Raw genomic sequence first — 19,616 nt, 5'->3', positions numbered from 1 at the left:
AGAAGAATAGGAGAGGAAAAAATGAGAAAATCATTGAAACAAAAAATAGTAAGCTCTTTGCTTGCTGTATCACTCGCTGTTAGCTTAGCTCCAATTGGGCAAGCAAAAGCGGATTCCACGTCAGAGGTTACACAAACTCCATCTATTACAAAACAGATTGATCCAAACCGCGCGATTGAACATGTTCGTTTCTTATCTGAAACAATTGGTCCTCGCCCCGGTGGAACAAAATCCGAAGAATGGGCTTCTCGTTACATTGGTATGCAGCTTAAATCAATGGGCTATGACGTAGAATATCAACCATTTCAGGTGCCCGATCAATACGTTGGATTCATTGAATCACCACTATCAACAAAACGTAATTGGCAAGCTGGTGCTGCTCCTAATGCACTCATTTCTACAGAAGCTGTTACAGCTCCCCTTATCTTTGTTCAAGGTGGGACAAAATTAGAAGATATTCCAAATGAAGTAAACGGTAAAATTGTTTTATTTGAAAGAGGAACGACAGTTACAGACTATAATAAACAAGTTGAAAATGCTGTTAGCAAAGGTGCAAAAGGTGTTCTTTTATACAGTTTAATTGGCGGACGCGGAAATTATGGACAAACCTTCAATCCCCGCCTAACGAAAAAGCAGTCTATCCCTGTCTTTGGTCTTGCTTATGCGCAAGGAAATGCATTTAAAGAAGAAATCGCTAAAAAAGGGACAACAATTCTTTCCCTAAAAGCGAGACATGAATCTAAATTAACATCTCTAAATGTTATCGCCAAAAAGAAACCAAAAAAGAGTACAGGTAATGAGAAAGCAGTCGTTGTAAGCTCGCACTATGATAGTGTTGTCGGAGCACCTGGCGCAAATGATAATGCTTCTGGAACTGGATTAGTATTAGAACTAGCTCGTGCTTTTCAAAATGTAGAAACTGATAAAGAAATTCGCTTTATTACCTTTGGTTCTGAAGAAACTGGATTACTTGGTTCGGATTATTACGTGAATAGTCTATCCCAGAAAGAACGCGACCGTATTTTAGGTGTCTTTAACGCCGACATGGTTGCAACAAATTATGATAAAGCAAAGAATTTATACGCTATGACACCTGATGGCTCTACAAACTTTGTAACAGACGCTGCCTTGCAAGCAGGTAAACAACTAAATAATGACCTCGTCCTACAAGGTAAATTCGGTTCTAGTGATCATGTTCCATTTGCTGAAGCTGGTATTCCTGCTGCTCTATTCATTTGGATGGGTGTCGATAGTTGGAATCCATTAATCTATCATATTGAGAAGGTATACCATACACCTCAAGATAACGTATTAGAAAACATTTCACCTGAACGAATGAGAATGGCATTAGACGTTATCGGAACAGGTGTTTATAACTCGCTTCAAAAACCTGTTCCTCAAACTGAACAGAAAGCTGCTTAATCATTTAAAAGACCACTGATTTTATCGGTGGTCTTTTATTGAGAAAAAATATATATGCATAAAAGCATATTTTATCCTACCCATTATCGTATACAATATTAACTGTAACAACACCGATTACAACTAATAAGGAGGCTTTTTCTATTATGAAAAAAATGATTTTAGCAGGTGCATTAACTTTAGCAGGAATTACTGGAGCTACTGCGTTTATTCCTGAAACAAAAGTCGCTGCTGCCGCTCAAGAACAAAGCTTTACAAAATTCTATTCTTTGCAAACTGGAGGTGGTTCTGAACAAGAACCTATTTTCCTTCAAAAAGGACAAGAACTAACAATTCATCCTAACAGCAAAACTCCTAGTTACAGTGTTTATGACTCAAATCATAACCTAATTGGACGTTATTCTGATGGTTACGGCCGAATTTTCACTGCAAAAACAGATGGAAATATGTATGTTCAATTTCATGCACCTTACGTTTACTATAGTCCTGTTAGTTTTTCTGTTACTTATACTATTCAATAAAAAAGAGGTCCTTTATAGGGCCCCTTTTATTTCTCTTGCCAATTCACTTTTACGAATCCATCTTTCACTTTTAATCCGCTTATATTCAATACATACTCTTCATTTGCTTTTAAAGTAACTGTAAAACTACCTTTTTTCGATTCACAGATTTCCTTTAACTCTTTTATACCTTCTCCTCGTCTTTCATACACGCTAAAGCATAAGTTCCCTCGTTTTGCATCTGTCTCATAAGAAAATGTCACTTCTGTGTCCTTCTCATACTGAAGTTCAATATCTTTACCGGCAATATCCCATGATGAGAATTTCGCCTCGTAACTTGTCTCCCCTTGCTTCTCATTTTCTAAATATATATCTCCTGCTTTCCACGCGTCATCTAACGTTTGTGCAAAAGCAAAACCACTAAGTAATACAAACATTGTACTTGCCAATATCGCAACTAATGTTACTTTCTGTTTTTTAACAAAGTTCATCTTATATTCTCCTTCAACTTTCTTTTTACTTCTTCTTACCATATATAACAAAAAACCGATAAAAAATGGAAATATAACCGCTAAGACACTCCATCCTTTACTCATTTGATGTGCTTTAGCATCTGTATATACCCATGATGCAACACATATTAAAAGTGCTATAAAAGCTAAAAACATCGTCACTCCAGCTACTTCAAATAGTACAAACGGATTAGCGAACTCATTCATGTAATTTATACTCCTTCTTTAAAAATGACTGTATTACAACATATCTCGGAATGTATACATGCATCATAATCACAATGGCTATTAACATAGGAATTTTATAATCCAAATGAGTGACAAATTGTTCTATAACAATTGTTAACAAAACAATCCAAATGGTGTGAATACAAATCATCCATTTCCTCTCTAACTTCTGAGCCTTTCGCACGCCCTGCTTCGTGTTATTTATTAGCTCTTCGCTTGGAGTTATCTCTTCTGCTAAACTGCTCTTTATTTTCTGTTCAAATTTATCTTCCTTCATGAACGAACCCCTCCAAATGTTCTCGCATTTTCTTTTTCCCATAATTAAGCCGATACTTTACCGTACCAATCGGTATATTTAATATTTCGCTCATTTCTTTATAAGAGTATTATTCATAATAGTAGAGTACGAGCACGGTTTTATATTTTTCATTCAATAGCTGTATAACTTCCCGTATCATTTCCGCTTCCACTTTTTGAATAAATTCTTCTGATATATTCACATCATCTGCGAAATCTATTTCTCCACCATCCTCTTTATGAAACAAATCCAATATTCGATCTTTCCACCTTTTTTTCTTACGATAAAAATCATAAAACGTACGAACACAAATTGTAGTAATCCATTTTTTATAATTCTCCACGTAAGAAAGTTGGTGCCGCGATGAAAAAACTTTTATCCATGTCTCTTGAAAAATATCTTCCGCGTCTTCTTTCGTCTTTGCTAACTTATAGCATAAGGAATATATTTGCTTCTTATATATATCAATTAATTCTTCTACCTTTTCTTCCATCATAAGCCTCCTGTCATTTATATAAGACGACGCAAATTCCCTTTTTGTTTGATAAAATTTTATTTTTTTATTATCTCCACATAAAAAGGCAATCACAACATCGTGTGATTGCCTTTTATTTAAAAACGAAAGTCCGCTTCCGCTTTTCTTAATTACATTTTTTCTGGTGCAGATACTCCTACGATTGCTAATGCATTTTGAAGTGTAGTGCGTACTGCTTTCATTAACTCGTAACGAGCTTTACTTAATTCTAAATTATCTTGGTTTAATACTTTTTCTGCATTGTAGAAGCTGTGTAATGTTGCTGCTAATTCAAATGCATAGTTTGTAATACGGTGTGGTAGACGTTTTTGTGCTGCATCCGCAACTACCGCTGGGAATTCACCAAGTTTTTTCAGTAACTCTACTTCTTTTTCAGAAGTAACAAGTTTGTAGTTAACGTCTCCGCCTGTAGCTAATCCTAATTCTTCACCTTGGCGAAGGATGCTGCATACGCGAGCGTGAGCGTATTGTGCATAGTATACTGGGTTTTCATTAGATTTTGATACAGCTAAGTCCATATCGAAGTCTAAATGAGAGTCACCGCTACGCATTGCGAAGAAGTAACGCATTGCGTCCACGCCTACTTCTTCCATAAGCTCACGAAGTGTAACTGCTTTACCCGTACGCTTACTCATCTTCATTTTTTCACCATTTTGGTATAGTTGTACCATTTGGATGATTTCTACTTCAAGCGTGTCTTTATCGTAACCAAGTGCTTGAATAGCAGCTTTCATACGTGGAATATAACCGTGATGGTCAGCACCCCAAATGTTAATTAACTTATCGAAACCACGCTCTAATTTATCACGATGATACGCGATATCTGGCGTTAAGTATGTGTAAGAACCGTCATTTTTAATTAATACACGGTTTTTATCGTCACCGTAAGTCATTGAACGGAACCAAGTTGCACCGTCTTCTTCAAAGATCTCGTCGCGCTCTTTTAATACAGCAAGTGCTTGATCAATTTTCCCGTTTTTGTATAATGATGTTTCTGAGAACCATACATCAAATTTAACGCGGAAGCTTTCTAAGTCTTTTTGAAGTTTTGCTAATTCATATTTTAAACCGTACTCACGGTAGAATTCATAGCTTTCTTTTTCATCAGCTTTCGCATAACGATCACCGAATTCTTCTGCTAAACGTTTACCAATTCCAATGATATCCGCACCATGGTATCCGTCTTCTGGCATTTCTTTTTCTAAGCCTAAAGCTTGCATGTAACGAGCTTCAACAGAAAGAGCTAAGTTATGAATTTGGTTACCAGCGTCATTAATGTAGTACTCACGAGATACATCGTATCCTGCTTTTGCTAATAGGTTACATAAAGTGTCACCTACTGCCGCACCTCGTGCATGTCCTAAGTGAAGGTCACCTGTTGGATTCGCAGATACGAACTCAACTTGTACTTTTTCACCTTTACCAGTATTCGTTTCACCGTAAGCTTCACCAGCGTTTACGATTGTTGGAATTAAATCTGTTAAGTAGCTATTATCCATATAGAAGTTAATAAAACCAGGACCAGCGATTTCGATTTTTTCAATAGAAGCTTTTGCTTTATCGAAGTTTGCAACTAGTTCTTCTGCAATCATACGAGGTGCTTTTTTCGCAACGCGTGCAAGTTGCATTGCCATATTTGTAGAGAAGTCACCATTTGTTTTATCTTTTGGAGATTCTAATACAACGTTTGGAATTTGTTCTTCTGTCGCTAATTCTGCCTTTAATACAGCAGCCTGAATTTCTTCTTTAATCAATCCTTTTACCTGTTCTAAGGAATTCATTATTTTGCCTCCTTCAAATTAATTGTAATAGTATATCTGCCAGCTTCTTGTTCACTTAGAAGCAATGCGTACGTTAAAAAGAGTTGTCCTTTTTTCTTTTCATCCGACCATTTAAAAAGAACGTTATCAGTCTTTGTTTGCAATGCAAACGTACCAAGTTCACTCGTATACGTACCAGTTGTCCATTCACCTTTCACATGCGTCTGACGCATAGAAACAGCACCTGAACGCATAATGAGAACTTGTTCATCTTGAATTTTAATAATTGTTTTCACTTCGCCTTGTTCGTTCGGCTCCTGGAATGCTACATATGTACCTTGACCTTTTACATAGTATTGACCATTTGCTTCAAAAGCAACGGTTTCCTTCCTCGCCCCTTCACGGATTTCTGTTACGAAATGAACGTGTACCGGCAAGCCTGCAAGTTGTTTCTCCACGTCTTGCACACCTTTCAAATGTTATAGATATTAAATACTACTTATAATAAATCACTTTTCCTATCATATCAAAAAAAGACTCTGTCTGTCTGCTGAAAAATCAGGAAAACTCCATTTCAAAAAATAATTCACTTCTACTTTATTTCATATGATAAAATATTTTTTAAATCTAAATATTCTTTCAATTAAAGAGGTGAATGTAGTGATACCAACAAAGTTAAAAAAGGGTGCTGAAATACGAGTGATTTCACCATCGTGTAGTTTAAGTATTGTTTCAAATGAAAATAGAAAACTTGCTATAAAAAGATTAACTGACATGGGCTTTCAAGTTACATTCTCAAAATATGCTGATGAGATAGATCGATTTGCTTCCTCCTCTATTTCTTCCCGCATTCAAGACCTCCATGAAGCATTTCGAGACTCTAATGTAAAAGCTATTTTGACTACACTTGGCGGATACAACTCAAATGGTTTATTGAAACATCTCGATTATGATTTAATTCGTGAAAACCCGAAATTTTTCTGTGGTTATTCTGATATTACTGCCTTAAATAATGCAATTTACGCAAAAACAGGGCTTGTTACATATTCAGGACCCCATTTCTCTTCGTTTGGAATGGAGAAAGGGCTCGGGTATACAACCGATTACTTTTTAAAGTGCTTAACTTCTAATGAGCCTATTGAAGTCCTTCCATCTGAAACATGGAGCGATGATTCTTGGTATATAAATCAGGAAAATCGAGAATTTATTAAAAATGAAGGATATGTTTCAATTCAAGAAGGAGAAGCTACGGGAGATATTATCGGTGGCAATATGAGCACATTTAACTTACTGCAAGGTACACCATATATGCCAAATTTAAAGGAGAAAATTTTATTTATTGAAGAAGATAGTTTAACTGGAACATCTACTCTTAAAACTTTTGATCGTTATTTACATTCCCTTATGCAGCAGCAAGGTTTTGAATACATAAAGGGAATCGTTATAGGAAAGATGCAAAAAGGTGCAGAATGTACGATAGAAGACATTCAAGAAATGATTGCTTCAAAACCTGAACTTGCACATATCCCTATCATTGCAAACGCAAATTTCGGGCATACAACCCCGATTTTCACTTTTCCAATTGGTGGACGTGCAAAAATTATTTCTCACAAAGAGAAGACATCTATCACTATTTTAACGTACTAAAAAAGGAGCGAATGAGTCGCTCCTTTTATGGTTTTTCTATTTTTTCCAACGCTTTTTGCGGAATGGATTCTTTCGGGATTTCAGCCCATCCTTTTCCTTGCATACCTTTTGCATAAATTTTTATAAACGCCCCCGTATGCAATTCACGGTTCATCATTCTTTTAATAACCTGTAACTTTCCATCTTCTGTATACCCTTTAAAAGTATACAAGTATTCTCCGTCTTTTTTCTCACCTTTATCTATAACCGCATAATAATCTTGTATTTCTTTATTTGAAAAGAAGTTGTCTACAAAAGCATGTACACCTTCTGTTTTTGTGTTCAAATAATACGCTGTTCCACCTAGAATAATGGCGAATACAGCTAAAACTTTAATTACCAATTTCATACATGAACCTCCTGTTTGCACTTCTTTCTCGCTAGTATTATATCTATACTTGTATTATACGGAAAAGAGCATACTATACTCTATCTAAAAGTCTTACACTTTCCTTACATTATTGTAAGGGATTTTTTCTTACAACCAGTTCCCAAGAAAAAATTTTTCCGTTTCATACACTTTTATATTATTATTGAATGATACGAATTTTTATTACAAAAATCAAAGGAGACAGTTTTCAAATGGCTATCTTGCAAGGTTTAGCACTATTACTTGTTGTACTTTGTCTATTTACACTTTTCAGTTACCGTGCGCCTTACGGAATGAAGGCGATGGGCGCTTTAGCTAATGCAGCAATTGCAAGTTTTCTTATTGAAGCATTTCACCGTTATATAGGTGGAGAAATGTTTCATAATGACTTTTTACAATCAGTAGGAGAAGCTTCCGGTAGTATGAGCGGTGTCGCAGCAGCGATTTTAGTCGCATTAGCAATCGGTGTTTCCCCCGTATATGCTGTTTTAATTGGTATCGCTACTAGTGGATTTGGTATTTTACCAGGATTTTTCGCTGGATACGTTTGTGCCTTCGTCGTGAAATTTCTCGAAAAGAAATTACCAGCTGGTGTGGAATTTTTAGCAATCCTATTTATCGCTGCACCAATCTCACGCGGAATGGCAATGCTTATGGATCCGCTCGTTAACGCCACACTTGGTAAAATCGGTTCTATGATTTCAGTTGCAACTACAGAAAGTCCTATCATTATGGGTATTATGCTTGGTGGATTAATAACAGTTATTTCTACCTCTCCACTGAGTTCTATGGCACTAACTGCAATGCTTGGATTAACAGGTTTACCAATGGCAATTGGTAGTCTGGCTGTAGCAGCTTCAGCCCCAATGAACTTTATTTTCTTTAAACGCTTAAAAATTTGTTCAAAGAAAGATACAATTGCTGTAGCAATCGAGCCTTTAACACAAGCCGATGTTGTTTCAGCAAATCCGATTCCAATTTATGCGACAAACTTCGTTGGCGGTGCACTTGCTGGTATTATTACCTCTCTGTTCCAGCTCGTTAATAATGCACCAGGAACAGCATCACCAATCCCAGGACTTCTTGTCTTATTCGGATTTAATGACGTTGTAAAAGTAACAATTGCTGCTATATTATGTGGAATCGTTACCACTATTGTCGGATACATCGGATCTATTGTGTTCCGTAAATATCCAATCCGCTCTGCTGATGAAATTCGCGGAGTTACTTCGGAAGAGAAGGTTGCATAAGAAAAAGAGCTATTCCCATCGTTTAGGAATAGCTCTTTTTTGTGTCGCGTAACAGTAAATGAAATTATATCGGCGGTTTTTTAATATATCGGCGCAACTCGAATTATATCAGCGATTTTTTTAATATATCGACTTACCGACACATAACCAAAAATAAGAGCCCTCTAATCATATAGAGAGCTTTTAATTTATCTAGCTGCAGCGGCTAGAATGATCGGTGGCTTCGCTTCTTCCTTCGAGGCAAAAAGCGCCTTTTGCAGGAAAGAACCTTAGCCACCGGGCCTAAACAGTCGGCTTCACTTTTATTTCACCCAACCGAGCAGCATTTCCCGCACGAATTTGCTTGCTGCGACTGGTGTTTGATCACTATGGTCGTAGACTGGAGCTACTTCTACCAAGTCTGCTCCAACTACATTTATATTTGAATTTGCAATTGCTACGATGGAATCTAATAATTCTTTAGATGTGATACCGCCAGCTTCTAACGTTCCTGTTCCTGGAGCGTGAGCTGGGTCTAATACATCAATGTCGATTGTGACATAGACTGGGCGGCCAGCAAGTTTCGGTAATACTTCTTTTAACGGTTCTAATACGTCAAATTTGTATAAGTTCATACCTACTTCTTTCGCCCATTCAAATTCTTCCTTCATTCCAGAACGAATTCCGAAAGAATATACGTTTTCCGGACCAATTAAATCACACACTTTACGAATTGGTGTAGAGTGGGATAAAGGCTCCCCTTCATACGATTCACGTAAATCAGTATGAGCATCCATGTGGATGATTGCTAAATCCGGATATTTTTTTGCCATTGCCTTAAAAATTGGCCAAGACACTAGGTGCTCACCGCCGAGACCTAGTGGAAACTTATCGGCATCTAAAAGTTTTGATACATACTCTTCAATCATGTCTAAGCTGCGTTGTGCGTTTCCGAATGGTAATGGGATATCACCCGCATCAAAATATTTTACCTCTTCTAGTTCACGATCTAAATACGGGCTATATTCTTCAAGACCGATTGATACTTCACGAATACGTGCAGGGCCAAAACGAGATCCCGGACGGTAACTTACTGTCCAATCCATAGGCATCCCATAAATAACTACCTTTGACTCTTCAAAACTTGGATGACTTTTAATAAATACTTTACCTGAATAAGCTTCATCAAAACGCATATTCTTTTCCTCCTTATGTGGAACTTAAGGTATCCCAACCTTTCACTATTTCTCAAATTTGGAGCGAATTGCTCCTCTTTCTCGATTTACCGGGTCTTCTTTTTAACAACAAGAAGACGATTTTCTCTACAGAAGTGTAAGTAGCTAGCATGTTCAAGTCTTCTGGACAAACACCTTAAATGAGCTACTTACACTTTATTTGTTTGATACAATTCTCTTACTTAATTAAATCGCCAACAAATTTCGGTAATGCGAATGCTGCATTGTGTAATTCTTTTGTGTAGTATTTCGTTTCGATTTCGTGGAAACGCTCTTCACTTACTTCTAATGGATCATGTTTTTTAGATCCAATTGTGAACGTCCAAAGACCACTTGGGTAAGTTGGAATGTTTGCTGTGTATAAACGAGTGATTGGGAAGATCTCTTTTACGTCTTTAAACACAGTTGTAATTAACTCTGGTGTGAACCAAGGGTTGTCCGTTTGTGCAACGAAAATACCATCTTCTTTTAACGCTTTTGAAATTCCAGCGTAGAAGCCTTTTGTAAATAGGTTTACTGCTGGTCCTACTGGCTCAGTAGAATCTACCATAATTACATCGTATTCATTTTCGCTTTCTGCGATATGTAGGAAACCGTCTCCTACTTTTACTTCTACACGCTCATTATCTAATGCGCCTGCAATTGATGGTAAGTATTGTTTAGAGTACTCAATTACTTTTCCATCGATTTCAACAAGAGTTGCTTTCTTTACACTTGGGTGTTTTAACACTTCACGAATAACACCACCATCACCGCCACCAACAACTAATACGTTTTCAGGGTTTGGATGTGTAAATAAAGGTACGTGCGCTACCATTTCGTGATAAACGAACTCGTCCTTTTCTGTTGTCATAACCATGCCATCTAAAATAAGCATGTTTCCGAACTCTTCCGTTTCAACCATATCAAGTTTTTGGAATTCTGTTTGCTCCGTATGTAATGTGCGGTTAATACGCGCCGTAATCCCAAAATGTTTTGTTTGTTTTTCAGTGAACCATAGTTCCATCGTACAATCACGCCTTTCAATGCAAATTTATAATAGGGACATCATTAATGTCCCCTAACAAAAATAAAACAAAACATCCAAAATGTATAGTTAAAAGTACAAAAATACCGAAAATATATTTTAGTCAGAGGGTTCTAACATATGTGCGGAAAGGGTTTGCACCGTAAAAGGAAAGAAAACCCTTTCTTAAGAAAGGGCTTTTGTCTCTATTTCTACTGGTTTACGAATTGGAATTAGGATCATAATACAACCAACTAACACCACAATTCCACCTACTAAAAACGGACTTTGTGGTGAAACAGTATGACCGATAATTCCTGATAAAATCGGAGCAATCGCACCACCTAACCAACGAACAAAGTTATAAACACCTGACGTAACAGATCTTTCATAAGGTGAAATATCCATTACATAACTTGTGTATAATGCATTGTTTAAGCCAGATGCCAATCCTGATAAAACGATAAGAGTAATTTGTAACCACATAATTTTCACAAAGAATAGTGCAATTAAGAAAATCGCAAATACGAGTAAACTACCCTTCAATAATGTTTTTGGTTCATATTTCCCTTCTAGCTTATGTGCTAAAATTGCAGAACCGTAAGCTAACGCGAGTCCCCATCCGCAAAATACAAAGCCTAATTGAATAGCTGATAAATGCATAATAAGTGGTGAATATGCTAACACGACAAAAAATCCGTAGTAGTATAGCATCCCTGAAATGGCACCTTGCATAAATGGTTTATACTTCACCAGGTTAAGTAATTCCCCTACGCCAGCAGCCTTACGCTTCACTTTTCGTTCTGGTTCTTTTACAAAAAAGAATACTAAAATAAATGCTAAGAAAATTAAAATACTCGTCGCGAAAAACGGATAACGCCAAGAATGACCACCTAATATCCCGCCTAATAACGGTCCGCCAGCCATACCTAAGCCGATAGCTGCTTCGTATAATCCTACTGCTTCATGAACTTCTTTACTTAATGCAATCAATAAAGTCATCGCCGTCGCGAAGAACATCGCATTCCCTAATCCCCATCCAGCGCGGAAAAGAGATAATTGAGCAATCGTTTGTGACATACCACATATAAACGCAAATACAGTCACAATCGCAAGACCGATTGTCATCATCCGTTTATCACCAAATCTCGATGCAAATATACCAGCTGGTAACATCATAATTGCCATCGTTAAAATATAAGCGGTAAATAACATTTCAACTTGCCAATGCGATGCACCAATTTTCTCTGCAATAATCGGCAAAATTGGGTCGACTACTCCTATACCCGAAAAGGCAAGGAAGGTAGCCACCACTGTAATCAATCTCCCTAGTTTTTGTTTGCTCTCCATTTTGATTACTCTCCTTTTGTGCTCTCTAAAAATGTTACTGCACGATGTAAACTATCTTCTAGTTCTGCCTTTACACGTTGCATTTGCTCCATTTTTTCGTCTAACGTTTGCACTTGTTTTTCAAGCATATCTTTAATTTCTTGAATCACTTCACGATCACGAGGATTTTCGCTATTTCTTCTTTGCTCCATTCTTTCTTTTAGTGATAAGAAATGCTGCATTTCTTGAAGTGTGATTCCTAGCACTTCTTTCGCTTCTACAATTCTTTTAATTCTGGAAATATCCTCATCCGTATACAGACGGATATTTCCCTCACTACGTTCTGGGGGATGAATTAAACCAATTTCCTCATAATAACGAAGTGTACGTTTTGTTAAACCGACTTGCTTTGTTACTTCATCAATTTTATACATGTTTATTCCTCCCTTCACTTGATTATTACATTTTACGTTAACGTTAACTTTTCTGCAACTGTTAGACTTTTGTAAATGTTTGTCATATTCAATTGTATTTTCCCTAAAGCAGTTTCATAATAAAAGAAAAGAGATAATAAGGAGAATTTCACATGAGTAAACCACTTATTTTCGCTCACCGCGGAGTAAAAGGAACACATCCCGAAAATACGATGATTGCCTTCCAAGAAGCAGAACGCATTGGTGCTCACGGAATTGAATTCGATGTCCACTTATCAAAAGATGGTGAACTTGTCGTAATTCACGATGAAACCGTCGATCGTACAACAAATGGCGTTGGACTTGTTTCTGAAAAAACGGTAGAGGAACTACAATTATTGGACGCTGGTAGCTATAAAGACCCTTCTTTCCATGAAGCAAAAATCCCAACGTTGCGTGAGGTTTTCATTTGGCTTTCCACAACGAACTTACAACTAAATATTGAATTAAAGACAGATGTTATTCATTACCCAAATATTGAGGAAAAAGCTGTTGCACTTGTGCGTGAATATCATCTTTCTAATCAAATTGTATTTTCATCATTTAACCATGACTCTGTTTCATTATTAGCAGAAATTGCTCCTAAAATCCCAAGAGCAATTTTATATGATACACCACTTGCTGATCCAATTTCCGAAGCGAAACATAGAGAAGCAAGTGGATTACATCCAAACTTCCAGTTATTAACGAAAGAATTTGTGCAGTTAGCACAAGAGCAAGGATATGTTTTCCGTCCATATACAATTAACGAATACAAAGATTTACAAACTATGATTGATTATGGTGTAGATGTCATCATTACCGATTGGCCAGCACGTGCCTTTGAGCTCCTTTCTTAATGGAAGGAGCTTTTTATTTTCGAAATTTCATTGTTTAAAATAAACGAAAACCCTCAATACTAATACAATAACGCTTGTATTAATGAGGGGCTGAAAAAAGATGGATCAGACTATGAATCCAAAACTTAAAAAATATAAACGTCTTTTCTTCACCGCAATGTTTTCTTGCGTCCTTTTCTTCGTTTTTTCTTTTTTTGTTATTATTATAGTTGCAAAAATTATGGGACCTCCTCCTGTTGCGGTCCCGCAAACAAGCGTCTTTTACGCAAACGATGATACTGTTATTGGACAAAGTAACGAAATTCAAAAACGTTACAATGTCTCTCTTAATGAAATTTCACCTTATGTAAAAGAAGCGACCCTTTCTATTGAAGATCAAAGATTTTATAAACATCACGGCTTCGATGTGAAACGGATTGCAGGTGCAATTGTTGCTGATTTAAAAGCGATGGCAAAGGTACAAGGAGCTAGTACAATTACACAACAATACGCGCGTAATCTGTATTTAGATCATGATAAAACGTGGAAACGAAAATTATTAGAGGCAATGTACACTATCCGCCTTGAAGTAAACTATAATAAAAATCATATTTTAGAAGGATATTTAAATACAATTTATTACGGACATGGCGCTTATGGCATCGAAGCTGCGTCCCGTCTATATTTCGATAAAACGGCAAAAGAGTTAACATTAGCAGAAGCTAGTATGCTGGCAGGTATCCCGAAAGGGCCAAGTGTCTATTCTCCCTTTTTGAAAGAGGATCGCGCTAAAGGACGACAAGCTCTCATATTAGATGAAATGGTGAAGCAAGGATATATTACGAAGCAACAAGCAACCTTAGCGAAGAAAGAGACACTAACTTTTGCCTCATTAGATACGAAAAAAGTAGCAGAGGTCGCACCATATTTCCAAGATGCTGTACAAGCTTCGCTTCTTCGTGATGTTGGATTAGACGAACAAGCTTTACAACGAGGTGGCTTACGAATTTATACAACGCTAGACCCTAAACTACAAGCTGTAGCAGAACAAGCTGTAAAAGATCATATACCTGACACAACAAACATACAAACTGCTCTCGTCTCTATGAATCCAACGACAGGTGAAGTGGCTGCTCTTGTTGGTGGAACTGATTATAATATGAGTCAATTTAACAGGGCTACACAAGCCGTTCGTCAGCCTGGTTCTACATTTAAGCCATTTCTATATTATGCGGCATTAGAACGAGGATTCACGCCTGCTACGCGCTTAAAAAGCGAATATACTGTATTCACCCTAGGTGACGGCGTTTCAAAGTATAAACCGAAGAACTATAAAGATTATTATGCAGATGATTTCGTAACGATGGCACAAGCTCTCGCAGTCTCTGATAACATTTATGCTGTGAAAACGAATTTGTTTTTAGGAGATGACACGCTAGCAAAAACAGCGAAACAATTTGGAATTAAAAGTGCATTAAAAGATGTGCCTTCTCTAGCTCTCGGTACATCACCAGTAAAACCAATTGAAATGGTTAACGCTTATAGCATGTTCGCAAACGGTGGAAAAGAAGTAAAACCTACTTTCATTCGCCGCATTATGGATCATGAAGGAAATATATTATACGATGCTCATTTAGAGAGTAAACAAGTTCTCGACAAGAGCAAAGCGTTTGTAATGGAAGAAATGATGACTGGTATGTTTAATAAGAAACTAAGCAGCTATGCTGCTGTAACTGGCCAATCGATGTTATCAAAATTATCAAGAACATATGCCGGCAAATCTGGTTCTACTGAAACGGATAGTTGGATGATCGGATTTACTCCGCAAATCGTAACAGGTGTATGGGTCGGATATGATCAACCTAAATCTATTTCAAACGTAGCAGAACAGGGGTATGCGAAGAAAATATGGACTGATACGATGGAGAAGGGCTTAGATGGACAGCCTAAAAAAGAATTTAAACAACCAAGTGACGTCGTAGCGGTTAATATCAATCCAGAGAACGGTAAAATTGCTACAAAAAATTGTCCTATTTCTGTGAAAATGTATTTCGCTAAAGGTACCGAACCGACTGAATATTGTATGGATCACGTCGATGATAAAGAAGAATTTGAAAAAACGACTGAAGAAAAGAAAAAAACAAGTTGGTGGAAAAAATATCTTCCTTGGTAAAAAAAATAGCTGACGGGCATCCGTCAGCTATTTTTTATTCACTTAATAATGCACGGCGCAATTCTTCACTAGATTCGTTCCAAATCGCTTCATTATGTTCTTTCAAGAACGTACCAAGTACCTTTTTAGATGATTCATCCATATGGTCAACCATAATGTGACGCTTCAATGATTTATCCATTTTATTTACGTGTTCTGGAAGTGATTTATATCCGCGGCGAATCTCACGGTCAACTGTCATTTCACAAGCTGTTACACCTGCGTAATACGCACCTGTCGCAGTTCTTTCAATTGTTACCCAAACAAGCCAAAATGGTTTTCCATTTGGAACTTCATCTTTATTTGTTAAAAACTTAATACCTTTTTCTACTGTACTACGCGCATGCATCGCACCGATATCAACGAATGCAGTCTTCTCTAGTACATCAACAAATACGGGTGAAATGTTTTCTAAGCTTAATGCTCCAACACCAAATCCACCATGTCCATCTGTTGAATCATTTTTCACGATATTAAAACCGATTTTTTTCTTTTTCTCTGTCATATGTAAAATCCTCCTCACTTAAAAATTATAAAAGGCCAAAAATAGGCGCAATGATGCTGTCTAAAAATACAAATACATGCGGAATAACTACCTGGAAAATAGGTTGAATTGTGTAATTACTAAGCGGTGTAATAACGAGAATTAATAACGCAATTGCCCCGTATTTTTCATACTGTGTCATTTTCGCGCGAATATTTGCTGGCGCTAAATCTTCCACAACTCGATATCCATCAAGTGGCGGGATCGGTAATAAGTTAAATACAAGTAAAACGATATTCAGCATAATAAAAATCTGGAAAAATTGAGCTAACGTATCTGCCACTGCAGATGGAATTGAGTATAATACACCAAATTTTAATAAGCTATACCAAATAATTAAACCAATTGCACTTAAAATTAAGTTACTAATCGGCCCTGCAATTGACACTAATATACCTGCCAGACGCGGTCTTTTAAAGTTATATGGATTAACAGGAACTGGTCTTGCCCAACCGAATCCAAGAATTAATACTGCAATCAAACCGATAGGGTCTAAATGGGCCATCGGTGATAACGTTAAACGCCCTTGTCTCTTTGCTGTATCGTCCCCAAATTTATATGCAACATATGCATGTGCAAATTCATGAACGGATAGTGCAATAATAATTGCCATTGCTACTAACGGAATTTCGTGCAATGGATATCTAAATAACTGATCCATACTTCATCTCCTCTTCCATATGTCAAAAAAAGAAATTATTTGTTTTTTCGATTGTTCTTCCCCATAATCCGCTATAATAAGAGTGTAACTTACATAAAAGGAGCGATTGTACATGCCATACGTAACAGTGAAAATGCTAGAAGGACGCACAGAAGAACAAAAGAAAGCTCTTGCTGAGAAAGTAACAGCAGCAGTAAGCGAAACAACTGGTGCTCCTGAAGAAAACATCGTTGTTTTCATCGAAGAAATGTCTAAAAACCATTATGCAGTTGGCGGAAAACGCTTAAGCGACAAATAATTTCAAGTTTTTTCATAAGAAGCAGCCATTAGCTGCTTCTTATTTCTTTCCTTCTAACAACTCAATAATTCTCTCTTTATATTTTCCTTTTCTTCCATCTTCATAGATTAAATCATGTGGATAGAATAGCTTTTGATCCGTTCTTTTCTTACCTGTAATCGCCTCAACAATATCCGACTCACGTGAAAGCTCTCTAAGCTCTCCGTTTGGCATAAGAAGTAGGATTGGTAGACGCTCTTCTTCTTCTCCTGCACGATAAAAGTCATACGGTAAGTCTGATGTTGAATCAACTACTAAATAATACTCCGGATCAAGTCCAATCTTTTTAAATAAACTACTTAATTCCATCCAATTATCTAAACCGTGTTTATCTGTAAACTCTACATATTTAAATAGATTTCGATTCATAAAACGGCGGCATAAATCGCTTAAAATTGGATCTTCTTCTTCCTGCCATACTTGGAAGTAGTAATACATAACGTTCTCGTCTAACTTTAAATAATCCTCTACTGTTACTTCTTCTTCAAATAAAGAATAGAAATGAACAGGATGATTTTTGAATGTATAATACTTCTCGTGCAGTGATTTCGCACGGTGTAAAATCTTCGTTAAAATAACTTCTGCACTTCGCGTTACTGGGTGGAAATATACTTGCCAATACATTTGATAACGACTCATAATGTAATGCTCAACAGCATGCATACCACTATTTTTAATGACTACTTGATCCCCATACGGGCGCATTACACGCAGTATACGTTCCATATCGAAGTTTCCGTACTTTACGCCTGTAAAATAAGCATCTCTTAATAAATAATCCATACGATCCGCATCAATTTGGCTCGAAATCATACTAATTGCTAATTTATTAGTAGACGTTTTTGCAATTACATCTGCTACCTTTTGTGGAAACTCCTTATCAACACGACTTAATACATCATTAATCTCCGTATTGCCAACAATAATCTTTTGCGTAAATTTCTCATGATCTAATGAAAATACTTTTTCAAACGAGTGAGAAAATGGGCCGTGACCGACATCATGAAGTAATGCCGCACATAAACATAACAATCTATCTTCAGCATTCCAATTTGGTCTGCCATCAAACACATCATCAATCATACGACGAATAATTTCGTATACACCTAACGAATGAGTAAAGCGACTATGCTCTGCACCGTGAAATGTAAAAAATGTCGTTCCAAGCTGCTTAATACGGCGCAAGCGTTGAAATTCTTTCGTTCCGATTAAATCCCAAATAACACGATCACGCACATGCACATATTTATGTACTGGGTCTTTAAACACTTTTGTTTCGCTGAGTTTGTCGTTTAAATATACCACTTTCCGACATCCCCCTTTCTTTACTACATTCTTACTTTATATTATAAACGAAATGAGAAACAGAAAGAAATGAAAGACTGTATTAATTACCTTTATAAAAAGAAAAAATCACCTTTACCGAAGTAAAAGTGATTTCCTTTATACATTATTTACCTAAAACGAATTCAGCAACTTCGTCTAAGATCATATCTTTCCCTAATGGGAAGTAACCTTTGTTTAAGTCTTCATTTTTAATTGTGAATACGTGGTTGTTTTTAACAGCGTTCATGTTTTTCCAAATTGATTCTTCTTGGAATTCTTTCAAGCGCTGAGAACCGTCACCAGTTGTAAATACGAATAAGTAATCTGGGTTGTAATCGATTAAAGCTTCTTTTTGTACTTGTACTAGTGGTTTATCAGTTGGTGTACCTTTAACTGCTGGTAGTTTTAAGTCATTAAAGATTACGCTACCGTAACCGTAGTCACCGTATACGCGGAAAGCATTTGGATATGCAGCCATTTTCATAAATGTTGCTTCACCAGTTTTAGCGACGATTTTGTCATGTAATTTGCTTGCTTTTTCATCATACTTTTTGAACCATTCTTTTGTTTCTTTTTCTTTACCGAAGATTTGACCTACTTCTTCAAATTTTGGACGCCATTGATCTAATGGAGTGTTTAACATAACTGTTGGTGCAATTTTAGATAATTGATCATAAATCTTTTCTTGACGATTATTTACAAGAATTAAATCTGGTTTTGCAGCAGCTACTGCTTCGATGTTAATTTTATCGCCCCAAGCAGAACCAACTGGTTTAACGTCTTTTAGTTTCTTTTCAATATGTGCATCAATTTTTTCTTGAGATGTATTAGCAGTAATAACCGGTTTCATACCGAAAATTAATAATTCTTCTGTTGAACCACTAAGGTCAGCAATTTTCTTTGGGTTTGCAGGAATTTTAATTTCCCCTTTTGCATGTTTTACAGTGCGCTCTTCAGTCTTTGCATCTGCTTTCTTTTCTTCTTCTTTGTTAGAACAAGCTGCAAATAGTACAGAAGTCACAACTAGTACCATTGCTAATAGTGCCATTTTAAAATTCTTCATGTTCCCACTCCTTCTAGCTGTATTTATCTTATAAGTTACAACGAACTATAAGAAACAAAGATAACAATTAAT

General features: G+C 36.6%; 20 protein-coding genes and 1 pseudogene. 7 read left to right on the top strand and 14 right to left on the bottom strand.

The annotated features are described in order from the left end of the window. Window positions 1-21: 21 nt before the first annotated feature. Window positions 22-1,422, top strand: a complete 1,401-nt coding sequence (locus MR112_RS09875) for a M28 family metallopeptidase (protein WP_001232218.1) — start codon at window positions 22-24, stop codon at window positions 1,420-1,422. 146 nt (window positions 1,423-1,568) lie between these two features. Further along, window positions 1,569-1,943 carry a hypothetical protein gene (locus MR112_RS09870; RefSeq protein ID WP_242244913.1) on the top strand — a complete coding sequence of 125 codons (375 nt, stop codon included), beginning with the start codon at window positions 1,569-1,571 and terminating at the stop codon, window positions 1,941-1,943. Window positions 1,944-1,969: 26 nt separating this feature from the next. Here MR112_RS09870 and MR112_RS09865 read toward each other — a convergent pair whose 3' ends face one another. The 5 genes and pseudogenes from MR112_RS09865 to MR112_RS09845 all read right to left on the bottom strand — a co-directional run bounded on the left by MR112_RS09865 (window position 1,970) and on the right by MR112_RS09845 (window position 5,713). Next, complete coding sequence (locus MR112_RS09865; RefSeq protein ID WP_001001596.1) at window positions 1,970-2,641, bottom strand: ECF-type sigma factor negative effector; 672 nt, start codon at window positions 2,639-2,641, stop codon at window positions 1,970-1,972. After that, the gene (locus tag MR112_RS09860) at window positions 2,634-2,939 is read right to left on the bottom strand and encodes an anti-sigma factor (RefSeq protein ID WP_242244911.1); all 306 of its coding nucleotides are present in this window, start codon (window positions 2,937-2,939) and stop codon (window positions 2,634-2,636) included. The genes MR112_RS09865 and MR112_RS09860 overlap by 8 nt, the downstream gene beginning before the upstream one ends. Continuing rightward, window positions 2,926-3,453 (bottom strand): annotated as a pseudogene (locus tag MR112_RS09855) (RNA polymerase sigma factor). The gene MR112_RS09860 and the pseudogene MR112_RS09855 overlap by 14 nt, the downstream one beginning before the upstream one ends. A 152-nt stretch (window positions 3,454-3,605) precedes the next feature. Beyond that, entirely contained in the window at window positions 3,606-5,276 is a 1,671-nt protein-coding gene (gene argS, locus MR112_RS09850) for an arginine--tRNA ligase (RefSeq protein WP_001086454.1), read from the bottom strand. Then, complete coding sequence (locus MR112_RS09845; RefSeq protein WP_000414863.1) at window positions 5,276-5,713, bottom strand: YwiB family protein; 438 nt, start codon at window positions 5,711-5,713, stop codon at window positions 5,276-5,278. The genes argS and MR112_RS09845 overlap by 1 nt, the downstream gene beginning before the upstream one ends. Before the next feature lie 202 nt (window positions 5,714-5,915). On the opposite strand from MR112_RS09845, the gene MR112_RS09840 reads away from it, so the two are divergent. Beyond that, a complete protein-coding gene (locus MR112_RS09840) occupies window positions 5,916-6,902 on the top strand; it encodes a S66 family peptidase (protein ID WP_242244910.1) in 987 nt (328 codons plus the stop codon). A gap of 25 nt (window positions 6,903-6,927) precedes the next feature. On the opposite strand, the gene MR112_RS09835 is transcribed toward MR112_RS09840, so the two are convergent. Next, window positions 6,928-7,290 carry a YxeA family protein gene (locus MR112_RS09835; protein WP_000779921.1) on the bottom strand — a complete coding sequence of 121 codons (363 nt, stop codon included), beginning with the start codon at window positions 7,288-7,290 and terminating at the stop codon, window positions 6,928-6,930. 233 nt (window positions 7,291-7,523) lie between these two features. Here MR112_RS09835 and MR112_RS09830 point away from each other — a divergent pair, with 233 nt between their 5' ends. Then, a complete protein-coding gene (locus MR112_RS09830) occupies window positions 7,524-8,561 on the top strand; it encodes a PTS sugar transporter subunit IIC (RefSeq protein ID WP_000996319.1) in 1,038 nt (345 codons plus the stop codon). 302 nt (window positions 8,562-8,863) lie between these two features. Here MR112_RS09830 and speB read toward each other — a convergent pair whose 3' ends face one another. The 4 genes from speB to MR112_RS09810 form a co-directional block, all read right to left on the bottom strand. Then, window positions 8,864-9,736, bottom strand: a complete 873-nt coding sequence (speB, locus tag MR112_RS09825) for an agmatinase (RefSeq protein WP_001209831.1) — start codon at window positions 9,734-9,736, stop codon at window positions 8,864-8,866. Window positions 9,737-9,953: 217 nt separating this feature from the next. Further along, on the bottom strand, window positions 9,954-10,781 hold the full coding sequence (gene speE / locus MR112_RS09820; RefSeq protein WP_000424696.1) for a polyamine aminopropyltransferase: 828 nt from the start codon (window positions 10,779-10,781) through the stop codon (window positions 9,954-9,956). Between the two features lie 186 nt (window positions 10,782-10,967). Next, window positions 10,968-12,131, bottom strand: coding sequence for an MFS transporter (locus MR112_RS09815; RefSeq protein ID WP_000444228.1), 1,164 nt, complete (start codon window positions 12,129-12,131; stop codon window positions 10,968-10,970). Window positions 12,132-12,136: 5 nt separating this feature from the next. Beyond that, entirely contained in the window at window positions 12,137-12,544 is a 408-nt protein-coding gene (locus tag MR112_RS09810) for a MerR family transcriptional regulator (protein WP_000276577.1), read from the bottom strand. Window positions 12,545-12,696: 152 nt separating this feature from the next. On the opposite strand from MR112_RS09810, the gene MR112_RS09805 reads away from it, so the two are divergent. Further along, complete coding sequence (locus MR112_RS09805) at window positions 12,697-13,422, top strand: glycerophosphodiester phosphodiesterase (RefSeq protein WP_242244909.1); 726 nt, start codon at window positions 12,697-12,699, stop codon at window positions 13,420-13,422. Between the two features lie 100 nt (window positions 13,423-13,522). Further along, window positions 13,523-15,574: a transglycosylase domain-containing protein gene (locus MR112_RS09800; RefSeq protein ID WP_000372958.1), complete on the top strand. Its 2,052-nt coding sequence runs from the start codon at window positions 13,523-13,525 to the stop codon at window positions 15,572-15,574. Between the two features lie 34 nt (window positions 15,575-15,608). Here the strand turns inward: MR112_RS09800 and MR112_RS09795 are convergent, their stop codons facing one another. After that, window positions 15,609-16,118 (bottom strand): YwhD family protein, encoded by a 510-nt coding sequence (locus MR112_RS09795; RefSeq protein WP_000136678.1) that lies wholly within the window; start codon window positions 16,116-16,118, stop codon window positions 15,609-15,611. Between the two features lie 25 nt (window positions 16,119-16,143). After that, window positions 16,144-16,818: a site-2 protease family protein gene (locus MR112_RS09790; RefSeq protein WP_000372445.1), complete on the bottom strand. Its 675-nt coding sequence runs from the start codon at window positions 16,816-16,818 to the stop codon at window positions 16,144-16,146. A gap of 112 nt (window positions 16,819-16,930) precedes the next feature. Between MR112_RS09790 and MR112_RS09785 the strand changes: the two genes are divergently transcribed. Continuing rightward, window positions 16,931-17,116 (top strand): 2-hydroxymuconate tautomerase, encoded by a 186-nt coding sequence (locus tag MR112_RS09785; RefSeq protein ID WP_001147171.1) that lies wholly within the window; start codon window positions 16,931-16,933, stop codon window positions 17,114-17,116. Window positions 17,117-17,155: 39 nt separating this feature from the next. Here the strand turns inward: MR112_RS09785 and MR112_RS09780 are convergent, their stop codons facing one another. Both MR112_RS09780 and MR112_RS09775 read right to left on the bottom strand, forming a co-directional pair. After that, entirely contained in the window at window positions 17,156-18,460 is a 1,305-nt protein-coding gene (locus MR112_RS09780) for an HD domain-containing protein (protein WP_000262741.1), read from the bottom strand. Between the two features lie 145 nt (window positions 18,461-18,605). Beyond that, a complete protein-coding gene (locus tag MR112_RS09775; RefSeq protein ID WP_000787724.1) occupies window positions 18,606-19,544 on the bottom strand; it encodes an ABC transporter substrate-binding protein in 939 nt (312 codons plus the stop codon). Between the last annotated feature and the right edge of the window lie 72 nt (window positions 19,545-19,616).

The organism is Bacillus cereus group sp. BfR-BA-01330 (genome assembly GCF_022663885.1).
Taxonomy (GTDB): Bacteria; Bacillota; Bacilli; order Bacillales; family Bacillaceae_G; genus Bacillus_A; species Bacillus_A cereus.
Note: the sequence above shows the minus strand (reverse complement) of the source record. Positions and strands in the feature narration are given on the sequence as shown.